The organism is Arthrobacter sp. zg.Y820, assembly GCF_030125555.1.
Classification (GTDB): Bacteria; Actinomycetota; Actinomycetes; order Actinomycetales; family Micrococcaceae; genus Arthrobacter_B.
Map to the genome: position 1 here is coordinate 385,194 of NZ_JASKLX010000006.1, position 23,620 is coordinate 408,813.

At 67.2% G+C, this 23,620-nt stretch carries 19 protein-coding genes; 15 read left to right on the forward strand and 4 right to left on the reverse strand.

The genetic code is table 11. The features are described from left to right. Positions 1-287 precede the first annotated feature (287 nt). From QNN99_RS06980 to secG, 15 genes are all read left to right on the forward strand, one after another. Positions 288-2,021, forward strand: a complete 1,734-nt coding sequence (locus tag QNN99_RS06980) for an ABC transporter ATP-binding protein (RefSeq protein ID WP_229965709.1) — start codon at positions 288-290, stop codon at positions 2,019-2,021. Next, a complete protein-coding gene (locus QNN99_RS06985) occupies positions 2,018-3,991 on the forward strand; it encodes an ABC transporter ATP-binding protein (protein ID WP_229965710.1) in 1,974 nt (657 codons plus the stop codon). The genes QNN99_RS06980 and QNN99_RS06985 overlap by 4 nt, the downstream gene beginning before the upstream one ends. A 142-nt stretch (positions 3,992-4,133) precedes the next feature. Next, the gene (locus QNN99_RS06990) at positions 4,134-4,511 is read left to right on the forward strand and encodes a GntR family transcriptional regulator (RefSeq protein ID WP_229965711.1); all 378 of its coding nucleotides are present in this window, start codon (positions 4,134-4,136) and stop codon (positions 4,509-4,511) included. A 75-nt stretch (positions 4,512-4,586) separates the two neighbouring features. Next, positions 4,587-7,484, forward strand: coding sequence for an excinuclease ABC subunit UvrA (gene uvrA, locus QNN99_RS06995; RefSeq protein WP_229965798.1), 2,898 nt, complete (start codon positions 4,587-4,589; stop codon positions 7,482-7,484). Between the two features lie 87 nt (positions 7,485-7,571). Next, a complete protein-coding gene (locus QNN99_RS07000; protein ID WP_229965712.1) occupies positions 7,572-8,285 on the forward strand; it encodes an HAD hydrolase-like protein in 714 nt (237 codons plus the stop codon). Continuing rightward, positions 8,272-8,940 carry a lysophospholipid acyltransferase family protein gene (locus QNN99_RS07005; RefSeq protein ID WP_229965713.1) on the forward strand — a complete coding sequence of 223 codons (669 nt, stop codon included), beginning with the start codon at positions 8,272-8,274 and terminating at the stop codon, positions 8,938-8,940. The genes QNN99_RS07000 and QNN99_RS07005 overlap by 14 nt, the downstream gene beginning before the upstream one ends. Before the next feature lie 80 nt (positions 8,941-9,020). Beyond that, a complete protein-coding gene (gene uvrC / locus QNN99_RS07010; RefSeq protein ID WP_229965714.1) occupies positions 9,021-11,036 on the forward strand; it encodes an excinuclease ABC subunit UvrC in 2,016 nt (671 codons plus the stop codon). Positions 11,037-11,155: 119 nt separating this feature from the next. Next, positions 11,156-12,055: an RNase adapter RapZ gene (rapZ, locus tag QNN99_RS07015; protein ID WP_229965715.1), complete on the forward strand. Its 900-nt coding sequence runs from the start codon at positions 11,156-11,158 to the stop codon at positions 12,053-12,055. Next, positions 12,056-13,084, forward strand: a complete 1,029-nt coding sequence (locus QNN99_RS07020) for a gluconeogenesis factor YvcK family protein (RefSeq protein WP_229965716.1) — start codon at positions 12,056-12,058, stop codon at positions 13,082-13,084. A 10-nt stretch (positions 13,085-13,094) separates the two neighbouring features. After that, the gene (whiA, locus tag QNN99_RS07025) at positions 13,095-14,075 is read left to right on the forward strand and encodes a DNA-binding protein WhiA (protein ID WP_229965717.1); all 981 of its coding nucleotides are present in this window, start codon (positions 13,095-13,097) and stop codon (positions 14,073-14,075) included. A 116-nt stretch (positions 14,076-14,191) separates the two neighbouring features. Then, positions 14,192-14,818, forward strand: coding sequence for a superoxide dismutase (locus QNN99_RS07030; protein ID WP_229965718.1), 627 nt, complete (start codon positions 14,192-14,194; stop codon positions 14,816-14,818). Positions 14,819-15,062: 244 nt separating this feature from the next. Next, on the forward strand, positions 15,063-16,067 hold the full coding sequence (gene gap, locus QNN99_RS07035; RefSeq protein ID WP_229965719.1) for a type I glyceraldehyde-3-phosphate dehydrogenase: 1,005 nt from the start codon (positions 15,063-15,065) through the stop codon (positions 16,065-16,067). Positions 16,068-16,133: 66 nt separating this feature from the next. After that, complete coding sequence (locus QNN99_RS07040; RefSeq protein ID WP_229965720.1) at positions 16,134-17,360, forward strand: phosphoglycerate kinase; 1,227 nt, start codon at positions 16,134-16,136, stop codon at positions 17,358-17,360. Between the two features lie 113 nt (positions 17,361-17,473). Further along, complete coding sequence (tpiA, locus tag QNN99_RS07045; protein WP_229965721.1) at positions 17,474-18,289, forward strand: triose-phosphate isomerase; 816 nt, start codon at positions 17,474-17,476, stop codon at positions 18,287-18,289. A gap of 63 nt (positions 18,290-18,352) precedes the next feature. Further along, entirely contained in the window at positions 18,353-18,604 is a 252-nt protein-coding gene (secG, locus tag QNN99_RS07050) for a preprotein translocase subunit SecG (RefSeq protein WP_229965722.1), read from the forward strand. A 90-nt stretch (positions 18,605-18,694) separates the two neighbouring features. Here secG and pgl read toward each other — a convergent pair whose 3' ends face one another. Genes pgl through QNN99_RS07070 form a run of 4 tightly spaced genes read right to left on the reverse strand, consistent with a single transcriptional unit; the run spans position 18,695 to position 23,618 of the window. Beyond that, positions 18,695-19,519: a 6-phosphogluconolactonase gene (gene pgl / locus QNN99_RS07055; RefSeq protein ID WP_229965723.1), complete on the reverse strand. Its 825-nt coding sequence runs from the start codon at positions 19,517-19,519 to the stop codon at positions 18,695-18,697. After that, positions 19,516-20,451, reverse strand: coding sequence for a glucose-6-phosphate dehydrogenase assembly protein OpcA (locus tag QNN99_RS07060; protein WP_229965724.1), 936 nt, complete (start codon positions 20,449-20,451; stop codon positions 19,516-19,518). Before QNN99_RS07060 ends, pgl begins: the two co-directional genes overlap by 4 nt. Next, positions 20,448-21,989 carry a glucose-6-phosphate dehydrogenase gene (gene zwf, locus QNN99_RS07065; RefSeq protein ID WP_229965725.1) on the reverse strand — a complete coding sequence of 514 codons (1,542 nt, stop codon included), beginning with the start codon at positions 21,987-21,989 and terminating at the stop codon, positions 20,448-20,450. The genes QNN99_RS07060 and zwf overlap by 4 nt, the downstream gene beginning before the upstream one ends. Continuing rightward, on the reverse strand, positions 21,990-23,618 hold the full coding sequence (locus QNN99_RS07070) for a phosphoglucose isomerase-related protein (protein ID WP_229965726.1): 1,629 nt from the start codon (positions 23,616-23,618) through the stop codon (positions 21,990-21,992). Positions 23,619-23,620: the final 2 nt, after the last annotated feature.

Here is a 23,620-nt window from a genome sequence, read left to right on the forward strand (position 1 = left end):
CGGCCCGGCCGACCCTGGTCGCCCCAGGCCCTCCTGCCCTGCACTGGTTCCCACTGTTTGGGGCTGCTGAGACACCTGGGGTTCCAACAGCCCCATCAGGCAACAAAGACTGGGAACCAGTGCGGGAATCGCGGCCGCAATGCCTCGCGCGGTCTGGCCCTGCCTGCCGATTCCGCGCTCGCCGGCTGGCAGGCCCGCCCGGGCAGCCCATGGGTATTGCCTGCCCGGAGGCCGCGGCGTAGGTTCGGATGGTGCCGGGCATCCTCCCGGCAGTTCCAGGAGGAAACGTGCTCCTACGGCTCGTCCGGCAGAACCTGGCACCCTACAAGGGAGCCGTTGCCGCCGTCGTCATCCTGCAGTTCTTGTCCACCGCCGCCACGCTGTACCTGCCCACCCTGAACGCCGGCATCATCGACCGCGGCGTGGTCCGGGCCGACACCGGCGTGATCCTGGACATTGGCGGCTGGATGCTCGCCATTACTGCCGGCCAGGTCCTTTGCGCGGTTACGGCCACCTACTTCGCCGCCCGGGTGGCGATGAGCGTGGGCCGGAACATCCGCGATGACCTCTTCACGACGGTGGAGTCCTTCTCCTCGCGGGAAGTCGGAGTCTTCGGCGCCCCCTCGCTGATCACCCGCACCACCAACGACGTGCAGCAGGTGCAGATGGCCCTGCTGATGACGTTCACCGTCATGGTCTCGGCGCCGATCATGGGTGTGGGCGGGGTGGTGCTGGCGTTGAACCAGGATGTGCCGCTGTCGGGGGTCCTGCTGCTGATCCTGCCGGTCCTGTTCGCCGTGATCGGGCTGGTGCTGCGCCGGCTGATCCCGCTGTTCCGGCGGGCGCAGAAGCAGATCGACCGGGTGAACTCGGTGCTGCGTGAACAGATCATGGGGGTCGCCGTGATCCGTGCCTTTGTCCGGGAGCGCACGGAGGAGGCCCGGTTCGACGCCGCCAACCGCGACCTGACCGGAACCCAGCTGCGGACCGCGCAGTACATGGCGCTGCTGTTTCCGGCCGCCATGCTGGTGGCCAACCTGGCCTCCGTGGCCGTGGTGTGGTTCGGTGCCTACCGGATTGATGCCGGGCAGATGCAGATCGGCGCGCTCACCGCGTTCCTCGCCTACATCATGCAGATCCTGATGGCCGTGATGATGTCCATGTTCATGATCATGATGCTGCCCCGCGCCGCGGTCTGCGCCGAACGCATCTGCGAGGTCCTCGACACCGAGAGCACCGTGCACGACGCCGAGGGGGCGCCGCCGCTGGTGTACGACGGCGGCACCCTGGCGTTCGACGACGTCGGCTACACCTATCCCGGGGCGGAGGCGCCGGTGCTTTCCGGAATCAGCTTCACCGCGGAGTCGGGGCAGACCACGGCCATCATCGGATCCACCGGCGCCGGCAAATCCACACTGCTGAACCTGGTCCCCAGGCTGCTGGACGCCACCTCGGGGGGAATCAGCATTGACGGCCAGGACATCGAGGAAGTGACGCTGCATTCGCTGCGCAGCGGCATCGGCCTGGTGCCGCAGCGCGCGTACCTGTTTGCCGGCACCATCGGCTCCAATCTGCGCTTCGGCAAGCCGGAGGCCACCGACGCCGAGCTGTGGGAGGCCCTGGAGATTGCGCAGGCCGACGACTTTGTCCGCGCCGCCGAGGGGGCGCTGGAGCACCGGGTGGAGCAGGGAGGGGGCAACTTCTCCGGTGGACAGCGGCAGCGCCTGGCGATTGCCCGCGCCCTGGTCGTCCAGCCCTCGATCTACCTCTTCGACGACAGCTTTTCCGCCCTGGACTTTGCCACCGACGCCCGGCTGCGCGCCGCACTGAAGCAGCGCACCCGCAGCTCCACGGTGCTCATCGTCGCCCAGCGGGTCAACACCATCACCGATGCCGCGCGGATCGTGGTGCTGGAGGAAGGACGGGTCGCCGGGCAGGGCACACATGCGGAGCTGATGGCGGCCTCGCCCACCTACCGCGAAATTGTTGAATCCCAGCTCACGGCGGAGGAAGTGCAGTGAGCGGCCCCGGAAGGCTTGCACACGGCGGACCCCGTGCCGCGGGAGGTGCCGCTCCCGCCGCGAAGCCGCTGAACTTCCGGGCCAGTGTCCGGCGGATCGTGGCGCTGACTGCCCCGGACCGGCTGCGGGTGGCACTGGTGCTGGTGGCCGCCGTCGTCTCGGTGGCGCTCGCGGTCAGCGCACCGCGGATCCTGGGGGAAGCGACCAACGTCATTTTCGACGGCGTGATCGGAGCGGGGCTGCAGCCGGGGATCAGCAAGGAGGACCAGGTGCAGGCCCTGCGCAGTGCCGGACAGGACCAGCTCGCAACCATGCTGGCCGCGATGGACGTGGTGCCCGGTGCCGGGCTGGACTTCGGCCGGCTCGGAGTGCTGGTGCTGGGGGTGCTGGGGATCTACCTTGCCTCGTTCGCCTTCGGCTGGCTGCAGGCGCGGGTCACGGCGCGGGTGGTGCAGAACGCCATGTACCGGCTGCGCCGGGACGTGGACGGCAAGCTCTTCCGGCTGCCCATGTCCCACTTCCAGCGGGAATCCCGGGGGGACGTGCTGAGCCGGGTCACCAATGACATCGACAACCTGGCGCAGACGCTCTCCCAGACCCTGACCCAGATCATCACCTCGGTGCTGACCATCGTGGGGGTGCTGGGCATGATGCTCTGGCTGTCCCCGCTGCTGGCCCTGATCGCCGTGATCACTGTCCCCGTCTCCGCCGTCGTCACCGTCTTCATTGCCCGGCGCTCGCAGGCGCAGTTCATGCAGCAGTGGAAGTCCACGGGGGAGGTGAACGGCTACATCGAGGAAATGTTCAGCGCCCAGGACGTGGTGAAGGCCTTCGGGCAGCAGGAGCGGGTGGTGGAGGGGTTCCGGCCGGCCAACGACACCCTCTACCGCTCCTCCTTCAAGGCACAGTTCGTGTCCGGCATCATCATGCCCACCATGCAGTTCATCTCCAACCTCAACTATGTGGCGGTGGCAGTGGTCGGCGGGCTCCTGGTGGCCAACGGGCGCCTCTCCATCGGGGGAGTGCAGGCCTTCATCCAGTACAGCCGCCAGTTCTCCCAGCCGCTGGGGCAGCTCGGTTCGCTGATCAACATGCTGCAGTCCGGCGTCGCCTCAGCCGAACGTGTGTTCGAACTGCTTGATGACCGGGAGCAGCCCCCGGATCCCGCGGAGCCGCAGGTGCTGACAGCGGTCAAGGGACGCGTGGCCTTTGAGGACGTGGACTTCAGCTACTCCCCGGACGCACCGCTCATACGCGGCCTGTCCTTCATCGCGGAACCGGGGCAGACGGTGGCGATTGTCGGTCCCACGGGGGCGGGGAAGACCACGCTGGTGAACCTCCTGATGCGCTTTTACGACGCGGACGCCGGACGGATCACCATTGACGGGGTGGACACCGCCCGGATGCGGCGCGACGACGTGCGGAAACTGATCGGCATGGTGCTCCAGGACGCGTGGCTGTTCGAGGGGACCGTTCGGGAGAACCTTGCCTACGGCGCGCCGGACGCCACTGAGGAACAAATCGTGGAGGCAGCGCGGGCAACGCACGTGGACCACTTCGTGCGCTCGCTGCCGGATGGCTACGACACGGTCCTGGGGTACGACGGCGGAACGCTGAGCCAGGGGCAGCGGCAGCTGATCACGATCACCCGGGCCTGGCTGGCGGACCCGGCCATCCTGGTCCTGGATGAAGCGACCAGCTCGGTGGATACCCGGACGGAGATCTCCATCCGCCTGGCCATGAACGCACTGCGGGAGGCCCGGACCAGCTTTGTGATCGCCCACCGGCTCTCGACCATCCGGGATGCTGACGTCATCCTGGTGGTGCGGCACGGGGAGATCGTGGAGCAGGGGACCCATGAGGCGCTGCTGGCCGCCGAAGGGTTCTACTCCGAGCTGTACCGCTCCCAGTTCTCCGAGCCGGCGGCGGCAGCGGAAGGAACCGGCGACGGGCCGGCCCCCGGGCCGTGACCTGCCTGGCCGTGACCTGCCTCCCGGCGCAAAGAGCACCGGCATGGCAAAATGGAACTGCAGCATGCGCCCAGCGCGCAGCAACGCACCCGGCCGTTGAATCCCTCGGACGGTTCCAGCTCTCCAACCCGAAGGCGGTCCCATGAGTGACGACGTCCTGTCCTGGGTCCGCATCGACGCCGCAAGCACGGTTCCCCCGTTTGAGCAGTTGAGGGTTCAGATCCTTGATGCCGCCAATGAGGGGCGCCTTGCCGTGGGAACCCGCCTGCCTCCGGTCCGCGCGCTCGCCGCCCGGCTGGGCCTTGCCGTCAACACCGTGGCCCGGGCGTACCGCGAACTGGAACAGGCCGAAGTGGTCACCACGCGCTCGCGGGCAGGAACCGTCATCGCAGCCGCCGGAGACAACGGACGGCGGCGGGTGGCCGAGGCGGCACGGGTCTTTGCCGATTCCGTCCGCGCCAACGGCCTTGATCCGCAAGAGGCCGTGACCTACGTCGAGACGGCTCTTCGCCTGCGGTGAACACTGCGGCGTCGAATACATCTTCGAACCAACCGGTGAACTACAGTGGAATTTGTGTCTACAGCTACCTCTTTGATGGCCGATAGTGCCAACGAGCCGCACAGCGGCAACGATCTCTCCCGCCTCATCGTCAAGGGCGCACGGGAGCACAACCTCCGCAACGTGGATCTGGATCTGCCGCGCGACGCGATGATTGTCTTCACCGGACTTTCCGGATCCGGCAAGTCCTCCCTGGCCTTTGACACGATCTTCGCCGAGGGCCAGCGGCGGTACGTCGAGTCGCTCTCCTCCTACGCGCGGATGTTCCTCGGGCAGGTGGACAAGCCCGACGTCGACTTCATCGAGGGCTTGTCTCCGGCGGTGTCGATCGACCAGAAGTCCACCTCCAAGAACCCGCGCTCCACCGTCGGAACCATCACCGAGATCTACGACTACATGCGCCTGCTCTGGGCCCGTGTCGGCACCCCCTACTGCCCCATCTGCGGCGAGCCCGTGTCACGGCAGACACCGCAGCAGATTGTCGACCAGCTGCTCGAGCTGCCCGAAGGCACCCGGTTCCAGATCCTGGCTCCGGTGGTGCGCGGACGCAAGGGCGAGTTCGTGGACCTGTTCAAGGAGCTCGCCGCCAAGGGCTACTCGCGTGCAAAGGTCGACGGCGAGCAGATCCAGCTCTCCGATCCGCCCAAGCTGGGCAAGCAGTACAAACACACCATCGAGGTGGTGGTGGACCGGCTGGTGGCCAAGGACGGCATCCGGCAGCGCCTGACCGACTCGGTGGAGACCGCGCTGGGCCTGGCCGAGGGCCGGATCCTGGCGGACTTCGTGGACGTCGACGAGAAGAGCGAGGACCGGGTCCGGCCCTTCTCCGAGCACCTGGCGTGCCCGAACGAGCATCCGCTGGCGATCGATGAGATTGAACCCCGGTCCTTCTCCTTCAACAACCCCTTCGGCGCCTGCCCGGTCTGCACCGGCATCGGCAGCCGGCTGGAGGTTGACGAGGAGCTGGTGATCCCCAACCCCAACCTGAGCCTGGCCGCGGGAGCCGTGGCGCCCTGGGCGCTGGGCAACGCCACCCTGGAGTACTGGAACCGGCTGCTGGCCGGCCTGGCCAAGGACATGGGTTTCTCCATGGACGTGCCGTGGAAGAAGCTGCCGGCCAAGGCCCGCGAGGCCATCCTCAACGGCAAGGACCACAAGGTGGTGGTTCAGTACAAGAACCGCTTCGGCCGCGAACGCAAGTACAGCACCGGCTTCGAAGGCGTCATCTCCTACATCCACCGCAAGCACCTCGAGACCGAATCGGACAGCGCCCGTGACCGGTACGAGGAGTACATGCGGGAAATCCCCTGCCCCGAGTGCGGCGGAGCCCGGCTGAACCCGGCGTCGCTGTCGGTGCTGATCAACGGAAAGAACATTGCCCAGGTGGCCGCCCTGCCCCTGCGCGAGGCGGCCGAGTTCCTCGGCGGGCTGGAACTCACGACCCGCGAAGCGAAGATCGGCGACCAGGTCCTGAAGGAAATCCTGGCCCGCCTGACCTTCCTGCTCGACGTCGGGCTCGAGTACCTGAGCCTGGAGCGGGCAGCGGCCACCCTCTCCGGCGGCGAGGCGCAGCGCATCCGCCTGGCCACCCAGATCGGCTCCGGCCTGGTGGGCGTCCTCTACGTCCTCGACGAGCCCTCCATCGGACTGCACCAGAAGGACAACCGGCGCCTCATTGAGACCCTGGCCCGGCTGCGCAACCTCGGCAACACCCTGATCGTCGTGGAGCACGACGAAGACACCATCCACGAAGCCGACTGGGTGGTGGACATCGGACCGGGTGCGGGTGAGCGCGGCGGCGAAGTGGTGCACTCCGGCTCCCTGGCGGACCTGCTCACCAACGAGCGGTCCCTGACCGGCGCGTACCTGTCCGGCCGCCGGAAGATCGAGATCCCGGCCAAACGCCGCAAGGTGGACAAGTCCCGCCAGCTGAAGATCGTCGGGGCGCGGGAAAACAACCTGCGCAACATCGACGTGTCCATTCCGCTCGGTGTCTTCACCGCGGTGACGGGTGTCAGCGGATCCGGCAAGTCCACGCTGATCAACGACATCCTGTACAAGACGCTGGCCGCCAAGCTCAACGGCGCCAAGCACGTGTCCGGGCGGCACCTGCGCATTGACGGGCTGGAGAACCTGGACAAGGTCATCCACGTGGACCAGAGCCCGATCGGCCGCACCCCGCGCTCCAACCCGGCCACCTACACCGGCGTCTGGGACCACATCCGCAAGCTCTTCGCGGAGACCAACGAGTCCAAGGTCCGCGGCTACCTGCCCGGCCGCTTCTCCTTCAACGTCAAGGGTGGCCGCTGCGAAGCCTGCCACGGCGACGGCACGCTGAAGATTGAAATGAACTTCCTGCCGGACGTCTACGTGCCCTGCGAGGTCTGCCACGGCGGACGGTTCAACCGCGAAACCCTCGAGGTGCACTACAAGGGCAAGAACATTTCCGAGGTCCTGGGCATGTCCATCGAGGAGGCTGCGGAGTTCTTCGCCGCGTTCTCGCCGATTGCCCGGCACCTGAACACGCTCGTTGACGTCGGGCTGGGCTATGTCCGGCTCGGCCAGCCGGCCACCACCCTGTCCGGCGGCGAGGCGCAGCGCGTGAAGCTGGCGGCGGAACTGCAGAAGCGCTCCAACGGGCGCAGCGTGTACGTGCTCGACGAGCCGACCACCGGCCTGCATTTCGAGGATGTCCGCAAGCTGCTGCTGGTCCTGCAGGGACTGGTGGACAAGGGCAACACGGTGATCACCATCGAGCACAACCTTGACGTGATCAAGAGCGCCGACTGGATCATCGACATGGGTCCGGAAGGCGGAAACGGCGGCGGACAGGTGATTGCCACCGGAACACCGGAAAAGGTGGCGTCCTCCGAGGTCAGCCACACCGGCAGGTTCCTTGCCGAAATGTTCGACAAGCAAAAGGGCGCGGCGTAGATCTCTGCGTCGCCCGTACGGAAAAAGGTATTCCCCGCCGGGAATGCCTTTTTCCGTACCGGGCCGCAGGTGTGGGAAACTGTCCCGGTGAAAGAATCCCGGCTCTTAGTGCTCTTCGACCTTGACGGAACCCTGGTGGATCCGGCGGGCAGCATCACCGGCGGCATCAGCACCGCCCTCGCCGCCAGCGGCCTGCCCGTCCCTCCGGCGGCGGAACTCCAGCGAATGGTCGGACCTGCGCTTGTGACATCGCTGCGGGAAATCGCCGGCGTTCCGGAAGCCCGCGTTAATGAGGTCATCGCACACTACCGCGCCGGCTACCGGGACACCGGAATGGCGCAGAGCCGCCCCTACCCGGGCATCGAGGCAGCCGTCTCGCGGCTGCGCGCCGACGGCAGCGTCGTGGCCGTCGCCACCCAGAAGCCCGAACCGCTGGCGCAGGAACTGCTCCGCGTGCAGGGACTTTCGGAACTCTTCGACTCCGTGCACGGCTCACCCGCCGACGAGCAGGCCGCAGCGGCCCTCGACGGCAAGACCACCATCATCCGGGCTGCGCTGGACCGGCACGCCGGCACGTATGACCGCGCCGTCATGGTGGGGGACCGCCGGCACGACGTGGAGGGAGCAGCAGCCAACGGCCTGGACTGCATCGGCGTCAGCTGGGGCTTTGCCGGCGACGGCGAGCTGGCAGCGGCCGGTGCGGCCGCCGTCGTCGATTCGGCGGAGGAATTGCTGGCGGCGCTGCTGACGGAGCACAGCTTCCGTGTGCAGGAAAGGGCCTGCGCACATGAGCGTTTATGACCTGACCCGGGCCTCCACCCGCGGCCTGATCGCTTCCCTGTGCCGGCCCACCGTCATCGGCCTGGAGAATGTTCCGGCCAGCGGCGCGTTCATCGTGGCGGCGAACCACCTGTCGTTTCTGGACAGCGTGCTCACGCAGGCACTGATGCCGCGCCCCGTGGCCTTCTTCGCGAAGGCCGAGTACTTCACCGGCACCGGCGTCAAGGGCGCCGCGATGCGGACCTTTTTTGAGGGCGTGGGATCCATTCCCGTGGAACGGGACCAGCAGGCCGCGTCAGTGGCGGCGCTGCAAACCCTGCTGGACCGGCTTGAGCAGGGCAGCGGGATCGGCATCTACCCGGAGGGCACCCGGTCCCGGGACGGCCTGCTGTACCGCGGGCGGACCGGTGTGGGCTGGCTGGCGCTGACCTCCGGGGCGCCGGTGGTGCCAGTGGGGCTGATCGGCACCGAAAACCTGCAGCCGGCGGGCAAGAAATGGATCAAACCGCAGCATTTCACCATGAAGGTGGGCCGGCCGCTGTACTTCCAAAAGACCGGACCCAACCACGCCCTGCCCGCCCGGCGCCAGGCCACCGACCGCGTCATGGACGCCATTGCCGAGCTCTCCGGGCAGGAACGCTCCGGCAGCTACAACCAGAGCAAGCCCGAAGGGTAAGCCGGCAGCCGGTTCAGCGCCCCGCGAAAAGCCGCCCGGGACTGCGCAAAGGCGCCCGGCAGCAACCGTAGGATGGAAACGTGGCAGATCCAGCAACATACCGGCCGAAAACGGGGGAGATCCCCACCGCTCCAGGCGTTTACCGTTTCCGTGACGAGCACCGACGGGTCATCTACGTCGGCAAGGCCAAGAACCTCCGCTCCCGCCTGAACTCCTACTTCGCGAATCCGCGGGGCCTGCTGCCCAAGACGCGGGCCATGGTGCACACCGCCTCCAGCGTCGAATGGACTGTGGTGGGCACCGAGCTGGAAGCGCTGCAGCTGGAGTACACCTGGATCAAGGAATTCAACCCCCGGTTCAACATCATGTTCCGGGACGACAAGTCCTATCCGTACCTGGCCGTCACCATGGGGGAGAAGTATCCCCGGGCGCAGGTGATGCGCGGAGACCGGCGCAAGGACACCCGCTACTTCGGTCCGTTCTACCCCGCCAAGGCCATCCGCGAGACCCTCGACACCCTGCTGCGCGTCTTTCCCGTCCGCACCTGCAGTTCCGGTGTCTTCAAGCGTGCCGAGCGCACCGGCCGGCCCTGCCTGCTGGGCTACATCGACAAATGCGCGGCACCGTGCGTCGGGCGGATCAGCCCGGAGGACCACCGCCAGCTGGCCGCCGAACTCTGCGACTTCATGTCCGGCGAAGGCAAACGCTTCATCGGAACGCTGGAGAAGGAGATGCAGGCCGCCGTGGCCGAACTGGACTACGAGTCCGCCGCCCGGCTGCGCGACGACATCTCGGCCCTGCGCAAGGTCTTCGAACGCAACAACGTGGTGCTGAGCGAGGACACCGACGCCGACATCTTCGCACTCGAGGAAGACGAGCTTGAAGCCTCGGCCCAGGTGTTCCACGTTCGGGCCGGCAGGATCCGCGGCCAGCGCGGCTGGGTCGTGGAGAAGGTCGAGGATGCCGACACCTCGGACCTCGTGGAGCACCTGATCCAGCAGGTCTACGGGGAGTCAGCCTCCACCGACCGCATTCCCCGCCAGGTGCTGGTTCCGGAGCTGCCGGCCAACGCCGACGAGCTGGCGCTGTGGCTCTCCGGCCTGCGCGGGTCCCGGGTGGACATCCGTGTTCCGCAGCGCGGCGACAAGAAGGCCCTGATGGAGACGGTGGCCCGCAACGCCGCCGACGCCCTGCGTCTGCACAAAAGCCGCCGCGCCGGGGACATCACCACCCGCTCCGCCGCGCTGCAGGAACTGCAGGAAGCCCTGGACCTGCCGGTGGCCCTGCTGCGCATCGAGTGCTACGACATCTCCCACGTCTCCGGCACCAACGTGGTGGCCTCCATGGTGGTGGCCGAGGACGGGCTGCCGAAGAAGTCCGACTACCGCAAGTTCTCCATCACCGGCGACGCGGCCCGGGATGACACCTCGGCCATGTACGACGTCATCTCCCGCCGTTTCCGCAACTACCTCGCCGAAAACGCGGATCCGGCCGCCGACCCCGCAGCGGCCGAGGCGCTGGCCAAGCTGCCCGCGGAACGCACCGGCACCGATGTCCAGCCGCTGACGGACACGCTCACCGCCGCTCCCCGGGCCAAGTTCGCCTATCCGCCCAACCTGGTGGTGGTCGACGGCGGCCAGCCGCAGGTGGCGGCGGCCTCCCGGGCCCTGGCGGACCTGGGCATCACCGACATCTACGTGGTGGGCCTGGCCAAGCGGCTGGAGGAGGTGTGGGTCCCGGACAGCGACTTCCCGGTGATCCTGCCGCGTGCCTCCGAAGCCCTGTTCCTGCTCCAGCGCATCCGCGACGAAGCACACCGCTTCGCCATCACCTTCCACCGCCAGAAGCGGGCCAAATCCATGACCGCCTCCCTGCTGGACGAGATTTCCGGCCTCGGACCGGCCAAGCGTGCAGCGCTGCTCAAGGAGTTCGGGTCGGTCAAGAAGCTGCGCAGTGCCTCGGCGGAGGAGCTGCAGCGGGTGCCGGGCATCGGGCCGGCGCTGGCGGCGTCGGTCCACGCCCAGCTCGCGGAGAAGGGCGGCTCGGCCGGCGCCCCCGCGGTGAACATGGCCACCGGCGAAATCATGGAAACTTAGCTAGGCTGGATAATCGGCTTCCTTCCCTGGAGCAGGTGCGCTTCGGGCTCCAATGCAGCAGAAACCGGTACGGGGAGAGACCTGTGCCAAAAAAGAACCCTAAGGATGGGACGACGGACATGAACGAACAGGACGCGCTGACCCCGGTCAAGCCCGCCGAGTCGGAGCTGCTGGTGGTTACCGGCATGTCCGGCGCCGGACGCAGCACGGCCGCCAACGCCCTCGAGGACCACGGCTGGTACGTGGTGGAGAACCTGCCGCCGCTGATGCTGGGCACCCTGACCGAGCTGGTGTCCCGGATGCCGCATTCCATCCCCAAGCTGGCTGTGGTCATCGACGTCCGCAGCAAGGAACTGTTCAAGGACATCAGGGAGGCCCTCAGCGGCCTCCGTGCAGCCGGCGTCTCCTACCGGCTGCTGTTCCTGGACGCCGAGGATGAAACCCTCGTGCGCCGCTTTGAGCAGGGCAGGCGCCCCCACCCGCTGCAGGAGGACGGCAGCATCCTGGATGGCATCGCCGCCGAGCGGGATGTGGTCAAGGAACTGCGCGAATCATCCGACGTCGTCGTGGACACCTCCAAGCTGAACGTCCACGCCCTGGCCACCACCATCACCGAGCTCTTCACCGAATCCGGGCCGATCGTGCTGCGGCTGAACGTGATGAGCTTCGGGTTCAAGTACGGGCTGCCGGTGGATTCCAACTATGTGGCGGACGTCCGTTTCATCCCCAACCCGCACTGGGTTCCCCAGCTGCGCCCGCACACCGGCCTGGACGAAGACGTCCGCGACTACGTCCTGCAGGCCCAGGGCACCGCGGACTTCCTGGACCGGTACGTTGAAGCCCTGGTCCCGGTCATCGACGGCTATCGGCGGGAGAACAAGCACTACGCCACCATCGCCGTCGGCTGCACCGGCGGCAAGCACCGCTCAGTGGCGGTGACGGAGGAACTGGCCAAGCGCCTGGCGCAGCTGCCGCACGTGACGGTCAGCGCCCACCACCGCGACCTCGGGCGCGAGTAGATGACGTTCCTGACCGGGCCGCTGCCGATGATTCCGCAGGCCGGCGCGGCCCGGGACGCCGGCGGCAAGGACGGTTCCCCGGCAGTGGTGGCCCTGGGCGGCGGCCACGGACTGTCCGCGTCACTGTCGGCGCTGCGGCTGCTGACCACCGACCTGACGGCGGTGGTCACGGTGGCCGACGACGGCGGGTCCTCCGGCCGGTTGCGCCACGAGCTTGACGTGCTGCCGCCCGGCGACCTCCGGATGGCCCTGGCTGCCCTCTGCGACGACACCGACTGGGGGCGGACCTGGCGCGACGTCATGCAGCACCGGTTCCAGTCCCGGCCGGGGGTCAAGGGCTCCCTGGACAACCATGCCCTCGGGAACCTGCTCATCGTGACGTTGTGGGAGCTGCTGGGCGATCCCGTCGCCGGCCTGCAGTGGGCCGGCGCGCTGCTCGGCGCCCGCGGCCAGGTCCTGCCCATGTCCACGCAGCCGCTGACCATCGAGGGCGACGTGCTGCGGCGCACGGCCTCCGGCGAGTATCTGGAACTGGTGACCGGACAGGCCCGGCTGGCGACGGCCGGAGCCCGGGGCAAGGTCACCGGCGTCCGGCTGACTCCTGCTGATGCGGTGGCCTGCCCCGAAGCGGTCACGGCCATCGAGCGGGCGGACTGGGTCATCCTTGGCCCGGGGTCCTGGTACACGTCGGTGCTGCCGCACCTGATGCTGCCGGAACTGCGGAGCGCACTCTGCCGGACGAAGGCCAAACGCTGCCTGACCATGAACCTGAGCAACGAAACGAAGGAAACCGCCGGCATGTCGGCACTTGACCATCTGGCCGAGGTGCAGCGCTATGCGCCCGGGTTCCGGGTGGACGCCGTGCTGGTGGATCCGGCCGTCATTGAGGATCCGGAGGCCTTCGGCGAGGCGGTGGCCAAGATGGGTGGGCGGCCCGTTTTCGGTAAGGTGGGGGCAGCGACCGGCCGGCCGATCCATGATCCGTTGCGCCTGGCCACCGCGTACCACGATATGTTTGGGGAGAACTAGGAGTGTATTTGTGGCATTGACCGCAGCAGTAAAAGAGGAACTTTCACGCCTTGATGTGAAAAAGTCCTCCGTCCGCAAAGCGGAAGTATCGGCCTTGCTGCGATTTGCCGGAGGACTGCACATCATTTCCGGGCGCATTGTTATTGAAGCCGAAGTGGATCTCGCTTCCACGGCGAGGCGGCTGCGTGCCGCGATAGCCGAGGTGTACGGCCACGCCTCCGACATCATTGTGGTGTCCGGAGGAGGCCTGCGAAGGGGCAGCCGCTACGTGGTGCGCGTCGTCAAGGACGGCGAATCACTCGCCCGCCAGACCGGACTCCTGGATGCCCGCGGCCGTCCGGTCCGCGGGCTGCCCTCAGTGGTGGTCAACGGCTCCGCCGCCGACGCCGAAGCCGTGTGGCGCGGTGCCTTCCTCGCCCATGGATCGCTGACGGAGCCGGGCCGCTCCTCCTCGCTGGAGGTGACCTGCCCGGGCCCCGAAGCCGCCCTGGCCCTGGTGGGCTCGGCCCGCCGGATCGGCATTGCCGCCAAGGCCCGCGAGGTGCGCGGAATCGACCGCGTGGTCATCCGCGACGGCGACACCATCGCCGCCCTGCTCACCCGCATGGGCGCCCACGATGCCCTGATGGTCTGGGAAGAGCGCCGCATGCGCAAGGAAGTCCGGGCCACCGCCAACCGGCTCGCCAACTTCGACGACGCCAACCTCCGCCGCTCGGCGCAGGCAGCGGTTGCCGCCGGAGCCCGGGTGGACCGTGCGCTGGACATCCTCGGCGACGACGTGCCCGAGCACCTGCGGTACGCGGGGGAGCTGCGCGTGGCCCACAAGCAGGCCAGCCTCGACGAGCTGGGACACCTGGCCGAACCGCCCATGACCAAGGACGCCATCGCCGGACGCATCCGCCGGCTCCTGGCCATGGCCGACAAGCGGGCCGCCGAGCTGGGCATCCCCGGAACCGAGGCCAATGTGACTCCTGAGATGCTTGACGAGTAGCGTTAAAGCATAAGATGGCCTAAGCATGCTGCCTTTTGGCGGCACCGAAAGTTTCCGGGTGGAAACGCCGTCCGGATAACCGAGCCGATCTATTTCCGACTCATCAGGAGGATTTTGTGAACGAATACACTCTGCCGGAACTGCCGTACGATTACGCGGCACTGGAGCCGAACATCTCCGCCCGCATCATGGAACTGCATCACGACAAGCACCACGCCACCTACGTGGCCGGCGCCAACACGGCACTGGCACAGATGGCCGAAGCCCGCGAGAAGGGTGACTTCGCAACCATTCCGAAGCTGTCCAAGGATCTGGCCTTCCACGTCGGCGGCCACGTCAACCACAGCATCTTCTGGAACAACCTCTCACCGGAAGGCGGCGACAAGCCGGTTGGCGAGCTCGCTGCCGCCATCGATGACTTCTTCGGTTCCTTCGACGCCTTCCGCGGCCAGTTCACCGCTGCCGCGATGTCGCTGCAGGGATCCGGCTGGGCACTGCTGGCCTACGAGCCGCTGGGCAAGAACCTCGTGATCGAGCAGCTCTTCGACCAGCAGGGCAACGTTCCCGTCGGAACCATTCCGCTGCTGATGCTGGACATGTGGGAGCACGCCTTCTACCTGGACTACGTCAACGTGAAGGCCGACTACGTCAAGGCCTTCTGGAACATCGTCAACTGGGCCGATGTGGCCACCCGCTTCGAGGCCGCCCGCACCGGCGCCCAGGGACTGATTCTCCCGGCATAATCGCGTCTGCGGCCTACAAATCCGGCCCTCCACCGGTACACGGGACAGGGCCGGCGCGTAAGATGAGTTCGAGGGTTCCCGCCCGGGCTGAGAAGCCCGGCGGGGCCTCCCGGCCCGGCCGGCAGAGTGTTTGCCGGCAGGCCCGGGATCAGTTTTCCGGTTCCTCCAATCCCGTCAGACCAGTGGCCTGCGCAGACACAAGGTCACGTTTCTTCGGTACACCCGCAATCAAGGAGACAGAAAAGTGACTACTCGTGTTGGAATCAACGGCTTCGGACGCATTGGACGAAACTACTTCCGCGCAGCACTGGAGCAGAACGCCGACCTCGACATTGTGGCCGTCAACGACCTGACCAGCCCCGAAACCCTGGCCCACCTCCTGAAGTACGACTCCGTGACCGGCCGCATCGGCGCTGACGTGGAAGTACGCAACGGGGACCTGGTTGTCGGCGGGAAGACCATCAAGGTCCTCGCCGAGCGGGACCCTGCCAACCTCCCCTGGAAGGACCTTGGCGTTGACGTCGTCATTGAGTCCACCGGGTTCTTCACCAAGGCAGAGGACGCCAAGAAGCACCTCGACGCCGGGGCCAAGAAGGTCCTGATCTCCGCTCCGGGCAAGGGTGCTGACCGCACCATCGTCATGGGCGTCAACGACGGCGACTACAACGCGGAGACCGACAACATCGTCTCCAACGCCTCCTGCACCACCAACTGCCTGGGCCCGCTGGCGAAGGTCATTCACGAGGCGTTCGGAATCGAGCGCGGCCTCATGACCACCGTTCACGCTTACACCGCTGACCAGAACCTCCAGGACGGCCCCCACCGCGACCTGCGCCGAGCCCGCGCGGCGGCGCTGAACATCGTGCCCACGTCCACCGGCGCCGCCAAGGCCATCGGCCTGGTCCTGCCGGAACTGGACGGCAAGCTGGACGGTTTCGCCCTCCGCGTGCCGGTGCCCACCGGTTCGGTCACCGACCTCACCGTCACGCTCAGCCGGGAAGCCTCCGTCGAGGAAATCAACGCCGTGTACAAGGCGGCATCCGACGGTCCGCTGAACGGCATCCTGCGCTACACGGATGAACCGATCGTGTCCTCGGACATTGTCACCGATCCGGCGTCGTGCATTTTCGACTCGGGACTGACCCGCGTGATGGGCAACGAGGTGAAGGTGGTCGGCTGGTACGACAACGAGTGGGGCTACTCCTGCCGCCTGGTGGACCTGACCAAACTGGTGGCGTCCAGCCTCTAGCCACGTCCCGTCCACAACCGATCCACAGCCCCACCCCCAATGCCCGCAAGGGACGTAAAGGTAGACATGACAGTCAAGACTCTCGAGGAACTGATCAGCGACGGCGTCAATGATCGGTATGTGCTGGTCCGCTCGGACCTGAATGTGCCGCTGGACAACGGCCGGGTGGCCGACGACGGACGCATCCGTGCGTCCATCCCGACCATCGGGAAACTGGTGGAGCACGGAGCCAAGGTGATCGTCATGGCGCACCTGGGGCGGCCGAAGGGCGCGCCGGAGGAGAAGTACTCGCTGAAGCCCGCCGCTGACCGGCTGGACGAACTCGCACCGTTCGCAGTCGAGTTCGCCGCCGACGTGGTGGGTGAAAGCGCCCACGCGCTGGCGGCTTCGCTGGCACCGGGCTCCGTCCTGGTACTGGAGAACATCCGGTTCGATCCGCGCGAAACGTCGAAGAACGACGACGACCGCCTGGCGTTGGCCCGCGAACTTGCCGGACTGACGGACAACAGCGGATCGTACGTGGACGATGCTTTCGGTGCGGTGCACCGCAGGCACGCCAGCGTCTACGACATCGCCGAGGTGCTGCCCGCCTACCAGGGCGACCTGGTCACCACCGAGGTTGAGGTCCTGAAGAAGCTCACCGAGAGCCCCGAGCAGCCCTACGTCGTCGTTCTCGGCGGCTCGAAGGTCTCGGACAAGCTGGCCGTGATCGAGAACCTCATGGAGCGCGCAGACTACCTGCTCGTCGGCGGCGGCATGGTGTACACCTTCCTCGCCGCGCAGGGCTTCAAGGTCGGCGCTTCGCTGCTGGAGGCGGACCAGATCGAGAACGTCAAGGGCTACCTCAGCCGCGCCAAGGAGATGGGCTGCGAATTCGTGCTGCCCACCGACATCGTGGTTGCTGACAGGTTCGCGGCCGATGCGGACTCCGAAGTGGTCCCGGCCGACGCCATCGAGAACAGCCGGTTTGCTGCCTCCGGCACCGGACTGGACATTGGCCCGGATTCCGCTGCCGCCTTCGCCGAAAAGATCCGCTCCGCCCGCACCATTTTCTGGAACGGTCCCATGGGCGTCTTCGAGTTTGACGCGTTCGCCAACGGCACCCGCGCCATCGCGCAGGGGCTGAAGGACTCCGACGGCTTCTCGGTGGTGGGCGGCGGCGATTCCGCTGCCGCTGTCCGCAAACTCGGTTTCAGCGACAGCGACTTCGGGCACATTTCCACCGGCGGCGGTGCTTCGCTGGAGTACCTCGAAGGCAAGAAACTGCCGGGGCTGACCGTCCTCAACCAGTAACATCCGGTGCGGGCCCTGCTGCCTCACGGCTGCGGGCCCGCACTGTCATGTCCGCCCTTCCCCGCCCGGACAGATCCCACCAATCCCATACCACCTAAGAAACCGGAGCGATGATGACTACCTCGACCAACGGCAAATTTGATCGGACACCGCTGATCGCGGGCAACTGGAAGATGAACATGGACCATGTCCAGGGCATCACCCTCCTGCAGAAGCTGGCGTGGACGCTCAAGGACGCGCAGCACGACTACAACCGTGTGGAGGCGGCGATCTTCCCGCCGTTCACCGACCTGCGCAGCGTCCAGACCCTGATCCGGGGCGACAAGCTTGACCTGGAATACGGTGCACAGGATCTCTCGCCGCAGGATTCCGGCGCCTACACCGGCGACATCTCCGGTGCCTTCCTGTCCAAGCTGGGCTGCAAGTATGTCCTGGTAGGCCACAGCGAACGCCGCACCGTCCACGGCGAAACCGACGAACTGCTGAACGCAAAGCTCAAGGCCGCCTACCGCAATGGCCTGGTGCCGGTGCTCTGCGTGGGCGAAGGGCTGGAAATCCGGCAGTCGGGCCAGCACGTGGAGCACACCCTTGAGCAGGTCCGCAACGACCTGGCCGGCCTTGACGCCGAGCAGGTTTCCAGCCTGGTGATCGCCTACGAACCGATCTGGGCCATCGGCACGGGCGAAGTGGCCGGCCCCGAAGACGCACAGGAAATGTGCGCAGCCATCCGCAGCGAAATCGCTGACCTGTACGACGACGCCGTTGCCGCCAAGACCCGCCTGCTCTACGGGGGGTCCGTGAAGGCAGCAAATGCGGCAAGCATTCTGAAGCAGCGCGACGTCGACGGCGTGCTGGTGGGCGGCGCCAGTTTGGATGTCACCGAGTTTGCTAATATTGTCAGGTTCGAACAACACCTGGTGACCGACTGATTTGCAGCTGACCTGCACCGCAGCAGTGTCTCCAATCCATGAGTCACCCCCGAAAGGCCGTAAGTGGAAATTCTGAAGATTATCCTGTTGGTTCTTCTTGCCATCACCAGCCTGTTGCTGACGTTGCTCATCCTGCTCCACAAGGGGCGGGGCGGCGGCATGTCGGACATGTTCGGCGGCGGCATGACCAGCAGCATGGGTTCCTCCGGGGTTGCCGAAAAGAACCTTAACCGCTTCACCGTCATCCTGGGACTCTCGTGGGGAGCCGTGATTGTCGCCCTGGGCCTGATCCAGCGCTTCTCCGGCGAAGCTTAGGCGAAGCATAGCCACTGCCAGAGGCACCTGCGGACAGAACGTCAAAAGCCCCGGGGATCCGCAAGGATCCCCGGGGCTTTCGTCTGCCGGCTAGTTCCCGGTGCCGGACCCGGAGCCCTCGGGGTCCAGAAGCCGGTCGGGCAGCTGGGAGGAGGCCGCCTGGTCGATGAGCCAGCGGGTCTTGATCAGTCCGCGTGCTCCGGCGGCGGGTACCTGGACCGGTCCGGCGCCGGCCAGGGCCAGGCCCACCGCACCGGCCTTGTCCTCGCCGGCGACGGTCAGCCACACCTCTTCGGCGGTGTTGATCGCCTCCAGGGTCAGCGACACCCGCTCCGGCGGCGGCTTGGGAGCGTTGCGCACGGCCACCACGGTTTCTCCGGTGGTGCGAACGCCGGCCATCTCGGGGAACAGCGAGGCGATGTGTGCGTCGGGGCCAACCCCCAGCAGAAGCACGTCGAACCGGGGCAGCCTGGGGTCCCGGGACTTCACGCCCCACGGCAGGTCCTCCTGCGCGGCAGCTGCGGCCAATGCGCGGGCGTAGCCGGCCGCCGCGTCCTCAACGGAGGCGGCGTCGTCGGACGCGGGAACCGGATGCACCCGGGCGGGGTCCACGGGAAGCCGTGACAGCAGGGCACCGCGGGCCTGCACGGCATTGCGGTCGGGGGAGTCCGCCGGCAGGAAGCGTTCGTCGCCCCACCAGAAGTTCACCTTGGACCAGTCCACGGCAACCCGGGCCGGGGCCGTGGAGACGGCGTCGAGCACGGCGATTCCCACGGTGCCGCCGGTCAGCACCACCGTGGCTTCCCCGCGCCGGCTCTGCACGTCCACCAGCTTGGTGATCAGCCGGCCAGCGGTCGCCGCGGTCAGGGCCTCGACATTCGGGTGGATGCTCACTCCGTTGGGTGAGTGCTTCATGCGTTAGCCCCTTCCTGGGACAGGCAGGCTGCCAGCCCCTGCGTCAGTACTTCACCGTAAACCTCGTCGGGGTCCAGCCGCCGCAGCTCCTCGGCCAGGCAGTCGCGGAGGTTGCGGCGCGGCAGCGAGATCTGCTGTTCCGGCTGGCCCGGCTGGGTCAGGTGCGCCGTAATCTGGTCCGGGCGGAGCAGCTCAACGTTGCCGCCGGCCCGGGTGAAGACCACCTGGTGGATGCCGGTGCCAGGCTCGCCCTCGACGATCTTCACCGGAACCCGCAGCGCGTGTTTCAGCCAGGCCGCGAGCAGGAAGGTGCTGGCGGAATCCGACGCGCCGGCCACCGTCACCGAGGACACCGGATCCGCCCCTGCACCGTCCAGCACCGCCGCCAGCTGGATCCGCCAGTTGGTCAGCCGGGTCCAGCTCAGGTCGGTGTCCCCGTCGGCATAGTCGTCGCCCAGCGCCAGCAGCGCCTTCTTGGGATCGGCCTCGGTCGCGGCGTCGGTAATCCGGCGGTGGGCGATGCTGCCCAGTGGCGTCCGGGAGGGGTTTTCCGGGACGCCGTGGGGCCACCAGACGACGATGGGAGCATCCGGCAGCAGCAGCGCCGAGACCAGCGAAACGCTTTCCCCGGAGAGCTCGCCGTGCCCGGAGAGGACGATGACCTCGGAGGCGCCGGCGTCGCCGCCGACACGGATCTCGGCGTCGAGCCTCGTTTCATCCGTCGGGGAGCCCTCGGCGAGCACGATGATCCGGCAGGGATGTTCCCGGCTGGCTTCGTTGGCGGCGGCGATGGCCTCCTCGACGAAGTCGGGCTGGGTGTCGACGACCAGGGTCAGCACGCGTCCCAGGGTCACCACGCCGCCTTTTTCGCGCATGGCGACAATTTCCTTGGATACCTTGGACGTTGTTGTGTCCGGCAGTTCAACAATCACGGCCTTCTCCAGGTTCTTCCGTCTTGGGCGAGCAGTTCATCGGCGGAGTCCGGACCCCAGCTGCCGGGAGCGTACGGTTCCGGCTGGGTGCCCAGGGACTCCCAGTACTCTTCGAACGGGTCGACGATCTTCCAGGACAGTTCAACTTCCTGGTGCCGCGGGAACAGCGGCGGCTCGCCCAGGAGCACATCGAGGATGAGGCGTTCGTACGCTTCCGGGCTGGACTCCGTGAAGGAGTGGCCGTATCCGAAGTCCATGGAGACGTCCCGGACCTCCATCTGCGTGCCCGGCACCTTGGATCCGAAGCGGATGGTGGCGCCTTCATCCGGCTGGACCCGGATCACAATGGCGTTCTGGCCGAAGTCGTGGTCGTTGTGGTCGCGGAAGAGCAGATTGGGCGCACGCTTGAACACCACGGCGATTTCAGTGACGCGCCGGCCCAGCCGTTTGCCGGCCCGCAGATAGAACGGAACCCCGGCCCAGCGGCGGGTGTTGATGTCCAGCCGGACGGCGGCAAAGGTCTCGGTGGTGGAATCCGGGTTGAACCCTTCTTCCTCCAGGAAGCCGGTGACCTTTTCTCCGCCCTGCCAGCCGCCGGTGTACTGGCCGCGTGCTGAGTGCTTGGACAGGTCCTCGGGAAGCCGGACGGCGGCGAGCACCTTTTCCTTCTCCGCGCGCAGGTGGTCGGCGTCGAAGGAGATGGGCTCCTCCATGGCAGTGAGCGCCAGCAGCTGGAGCAGGTGGTTCTGGATGACATCGCGGGCCGCGCCGACGCCGTCGTAGTAGCCGGCCCGTCCGCCGATGCCGATGTCTTCGGCCATGGTGATCTGGACGTGGTCAACGAAGTTGGAGTTCCAGATCGGTTCGAACATCTGATTGGCGAAACGCAGGGCCAGGATGTTCTGGACCGTCTCCTTGCCCAGGTAGTGGTCGATGCGGAACACCGAATCCGCCGGGAACACCGACTCCACGACGTTGTTCAGTTCACGCGCCGATTTCAGGTCGTGGCCGAAAGGCTTTTCGATGACGACCCGGCGCCATTTGCCCTGGGAGGTCTCGGCAAGCCCGTTCCGGGAAAGCTGCTGGCAAACCTCTTCGAAGGACTTCGGCGGAACCGAGAGGTAGAACGCGTGGTTGCCGCGTGTGCCGCGCTCGGCGTCGAGGTCTTCGAGGGTGCTCTTGAGATGAACGAAGGCCTCGTCGCTGTCGAAGCCGCCCTCGACGAACCGGATGCCCTCGGAGAGCTGCTTCCACACGTTCTCGTCGAACGGGGTGCGGGCATGGGCCCGGACGGATTCCAGAACCCGGGCCGCGAAGTCTTCGTGGCTCCAGGGCCGGCGGCCGAAGCCGACCAGCGAGAAGCTGGGCGGCAGCAGGCCGCGGTTGGCCAGGTCGTAGACGGCCGGAATCAGTTTCTTCCGGGCCAGGTCGCCGGTCACGCCGAAGATGACCAGCGACGAGGGGCCGGCAATGCGGCTGAGCCGCCGGTCGCGGGGATCCCGGAGCGGGTTGCCGGACCCTGTCCTGTCATCCGCCATCTAGCTGATCCCGTCTTCGCGGACCAGCGAACGCACGGCGTCTTCCAGCTCGCGAACGCCCTGTTCCCGGTTCAGCAGGTTCAGGCGCAGGACCGGACGGCCCTGGTCCGCGAGGACCTTGGCGTCTCCGGCGGCCTGGGCGGAAATCAGTTCACCAAAGGTGAAGGGACGGCCCGGAATGGGAAGGTCCTCGCCCGGCTCGCCGGTGATCTGCAGGAAGGCGCCCTGTGCCGGGCCGCCCTTGTGGAACTGTCCGGTGGAGTGCAGGAACCGCGGTCCCCAGCCGAAGGTCACCGGACGTCCGGTGGCAGCGGCAAGTTCAGGACGGATGCCGGCGAGCTCTGCCTGCCGGAACCGGTCCAGGTAGGCATGGATGCTCAGGTAGCCGTCGGAACCCAGCCGGCCGGTCAGGGCGGCGAGGGCTTCCCGGAGCGTGGTGGCGTTGCCCAGCAGCTCGGCCGGGCCGCGGACCTCCACGGCGCCGTCGGTGAAGGCGGGCGCCGTGGGTTCGGGGCGCGCGTCCAGCATGCCGCGGGCGGCCTTCTTGGCCGCCTCGACGTCGGGCTGGTCGAAGGGGTTGATGCCCAGCAGCCGGCCGGCGACGGCGGTGGCCACTTCCCAGAGCATCATGGAGCCGCCGAGGGTGCCGGCAACCACTGCCTGATCTCCCTCGGGTGCGGCGTCGGAGTCCACAGCCACCAGGCGGACGGTCAGCACATCGGCGGCACGCGACGTGATTTCCGGCGCGCCGGGTTCGACGACGACGGGCAGCAGGCCGGTGCCGAGCTTGCCGGTGGACTCGGCAATGAGCTGCTCGGCCCAGTCGGGGAACCCGACCAGTCCGGATCCTTCATCAACGATGACCACCTTGTTGCGCAGCGGCGAGGTGCCGCCCAGGGCGGCGCCCAGCTGCAGGCCGATGTTGTCGGCCGCATTGTCACTGAGGATTTCCAGTGCGTCCTCGGCGTCGTCCAGCAGCGTCTCAATGTCGGCTCCGGCCAGGCCGGAGGGCACCAGGCCGAAGGCCGTCAACGCCGAATAGCGGCCGCCGACGTTCGGATCGGCATTAAAGACGGCACGGTAGCCGGCCTCGCGGGCGGCACTGTCCAGGGGGGAGCCCGGGTCGGTGACGATCACGATGCGCGACTTGGCGTCGATCCCGGCGTCGGTGAACGCCTGCTCGAACGTCCGGCGCTGGGAATCTGTCTCAACGGTGGAACCGGACTTGGAGGAGACCACAATGACCGTCTCCTCCAGCCGGCTCTCCAGTGCGGCCCGGACGGCATCCGGGTCGGTGGAATCCAGCACCGTCAGATCCACTCCGGCGGTGCGGGTAATGACCTCCGGTGCCAGGGAAGAACCGCCCATGCCGGCGAGGACCACGCGGGTCACTCCCTCGGCGGCCAGTTCTTCCCGGAGCCCGCGGATCTGTCCCACGAGCGGCCGGGACGCCTCGGAAGGGTTCAACCAGCCGAGCCGGACGGAAGCCTCCGCTTCGGCGTCGGGACCCCACAGCGTGGGGTCCTGGGCGAGGAGACGGGCGGCGACGTCGTTCCGCACCAGGGAAGGTACGTTTTTTTCGACGGCGGCCAGCGCGGCTCCGGCTGCTTCGAAGGACAGTGTGGTCATTT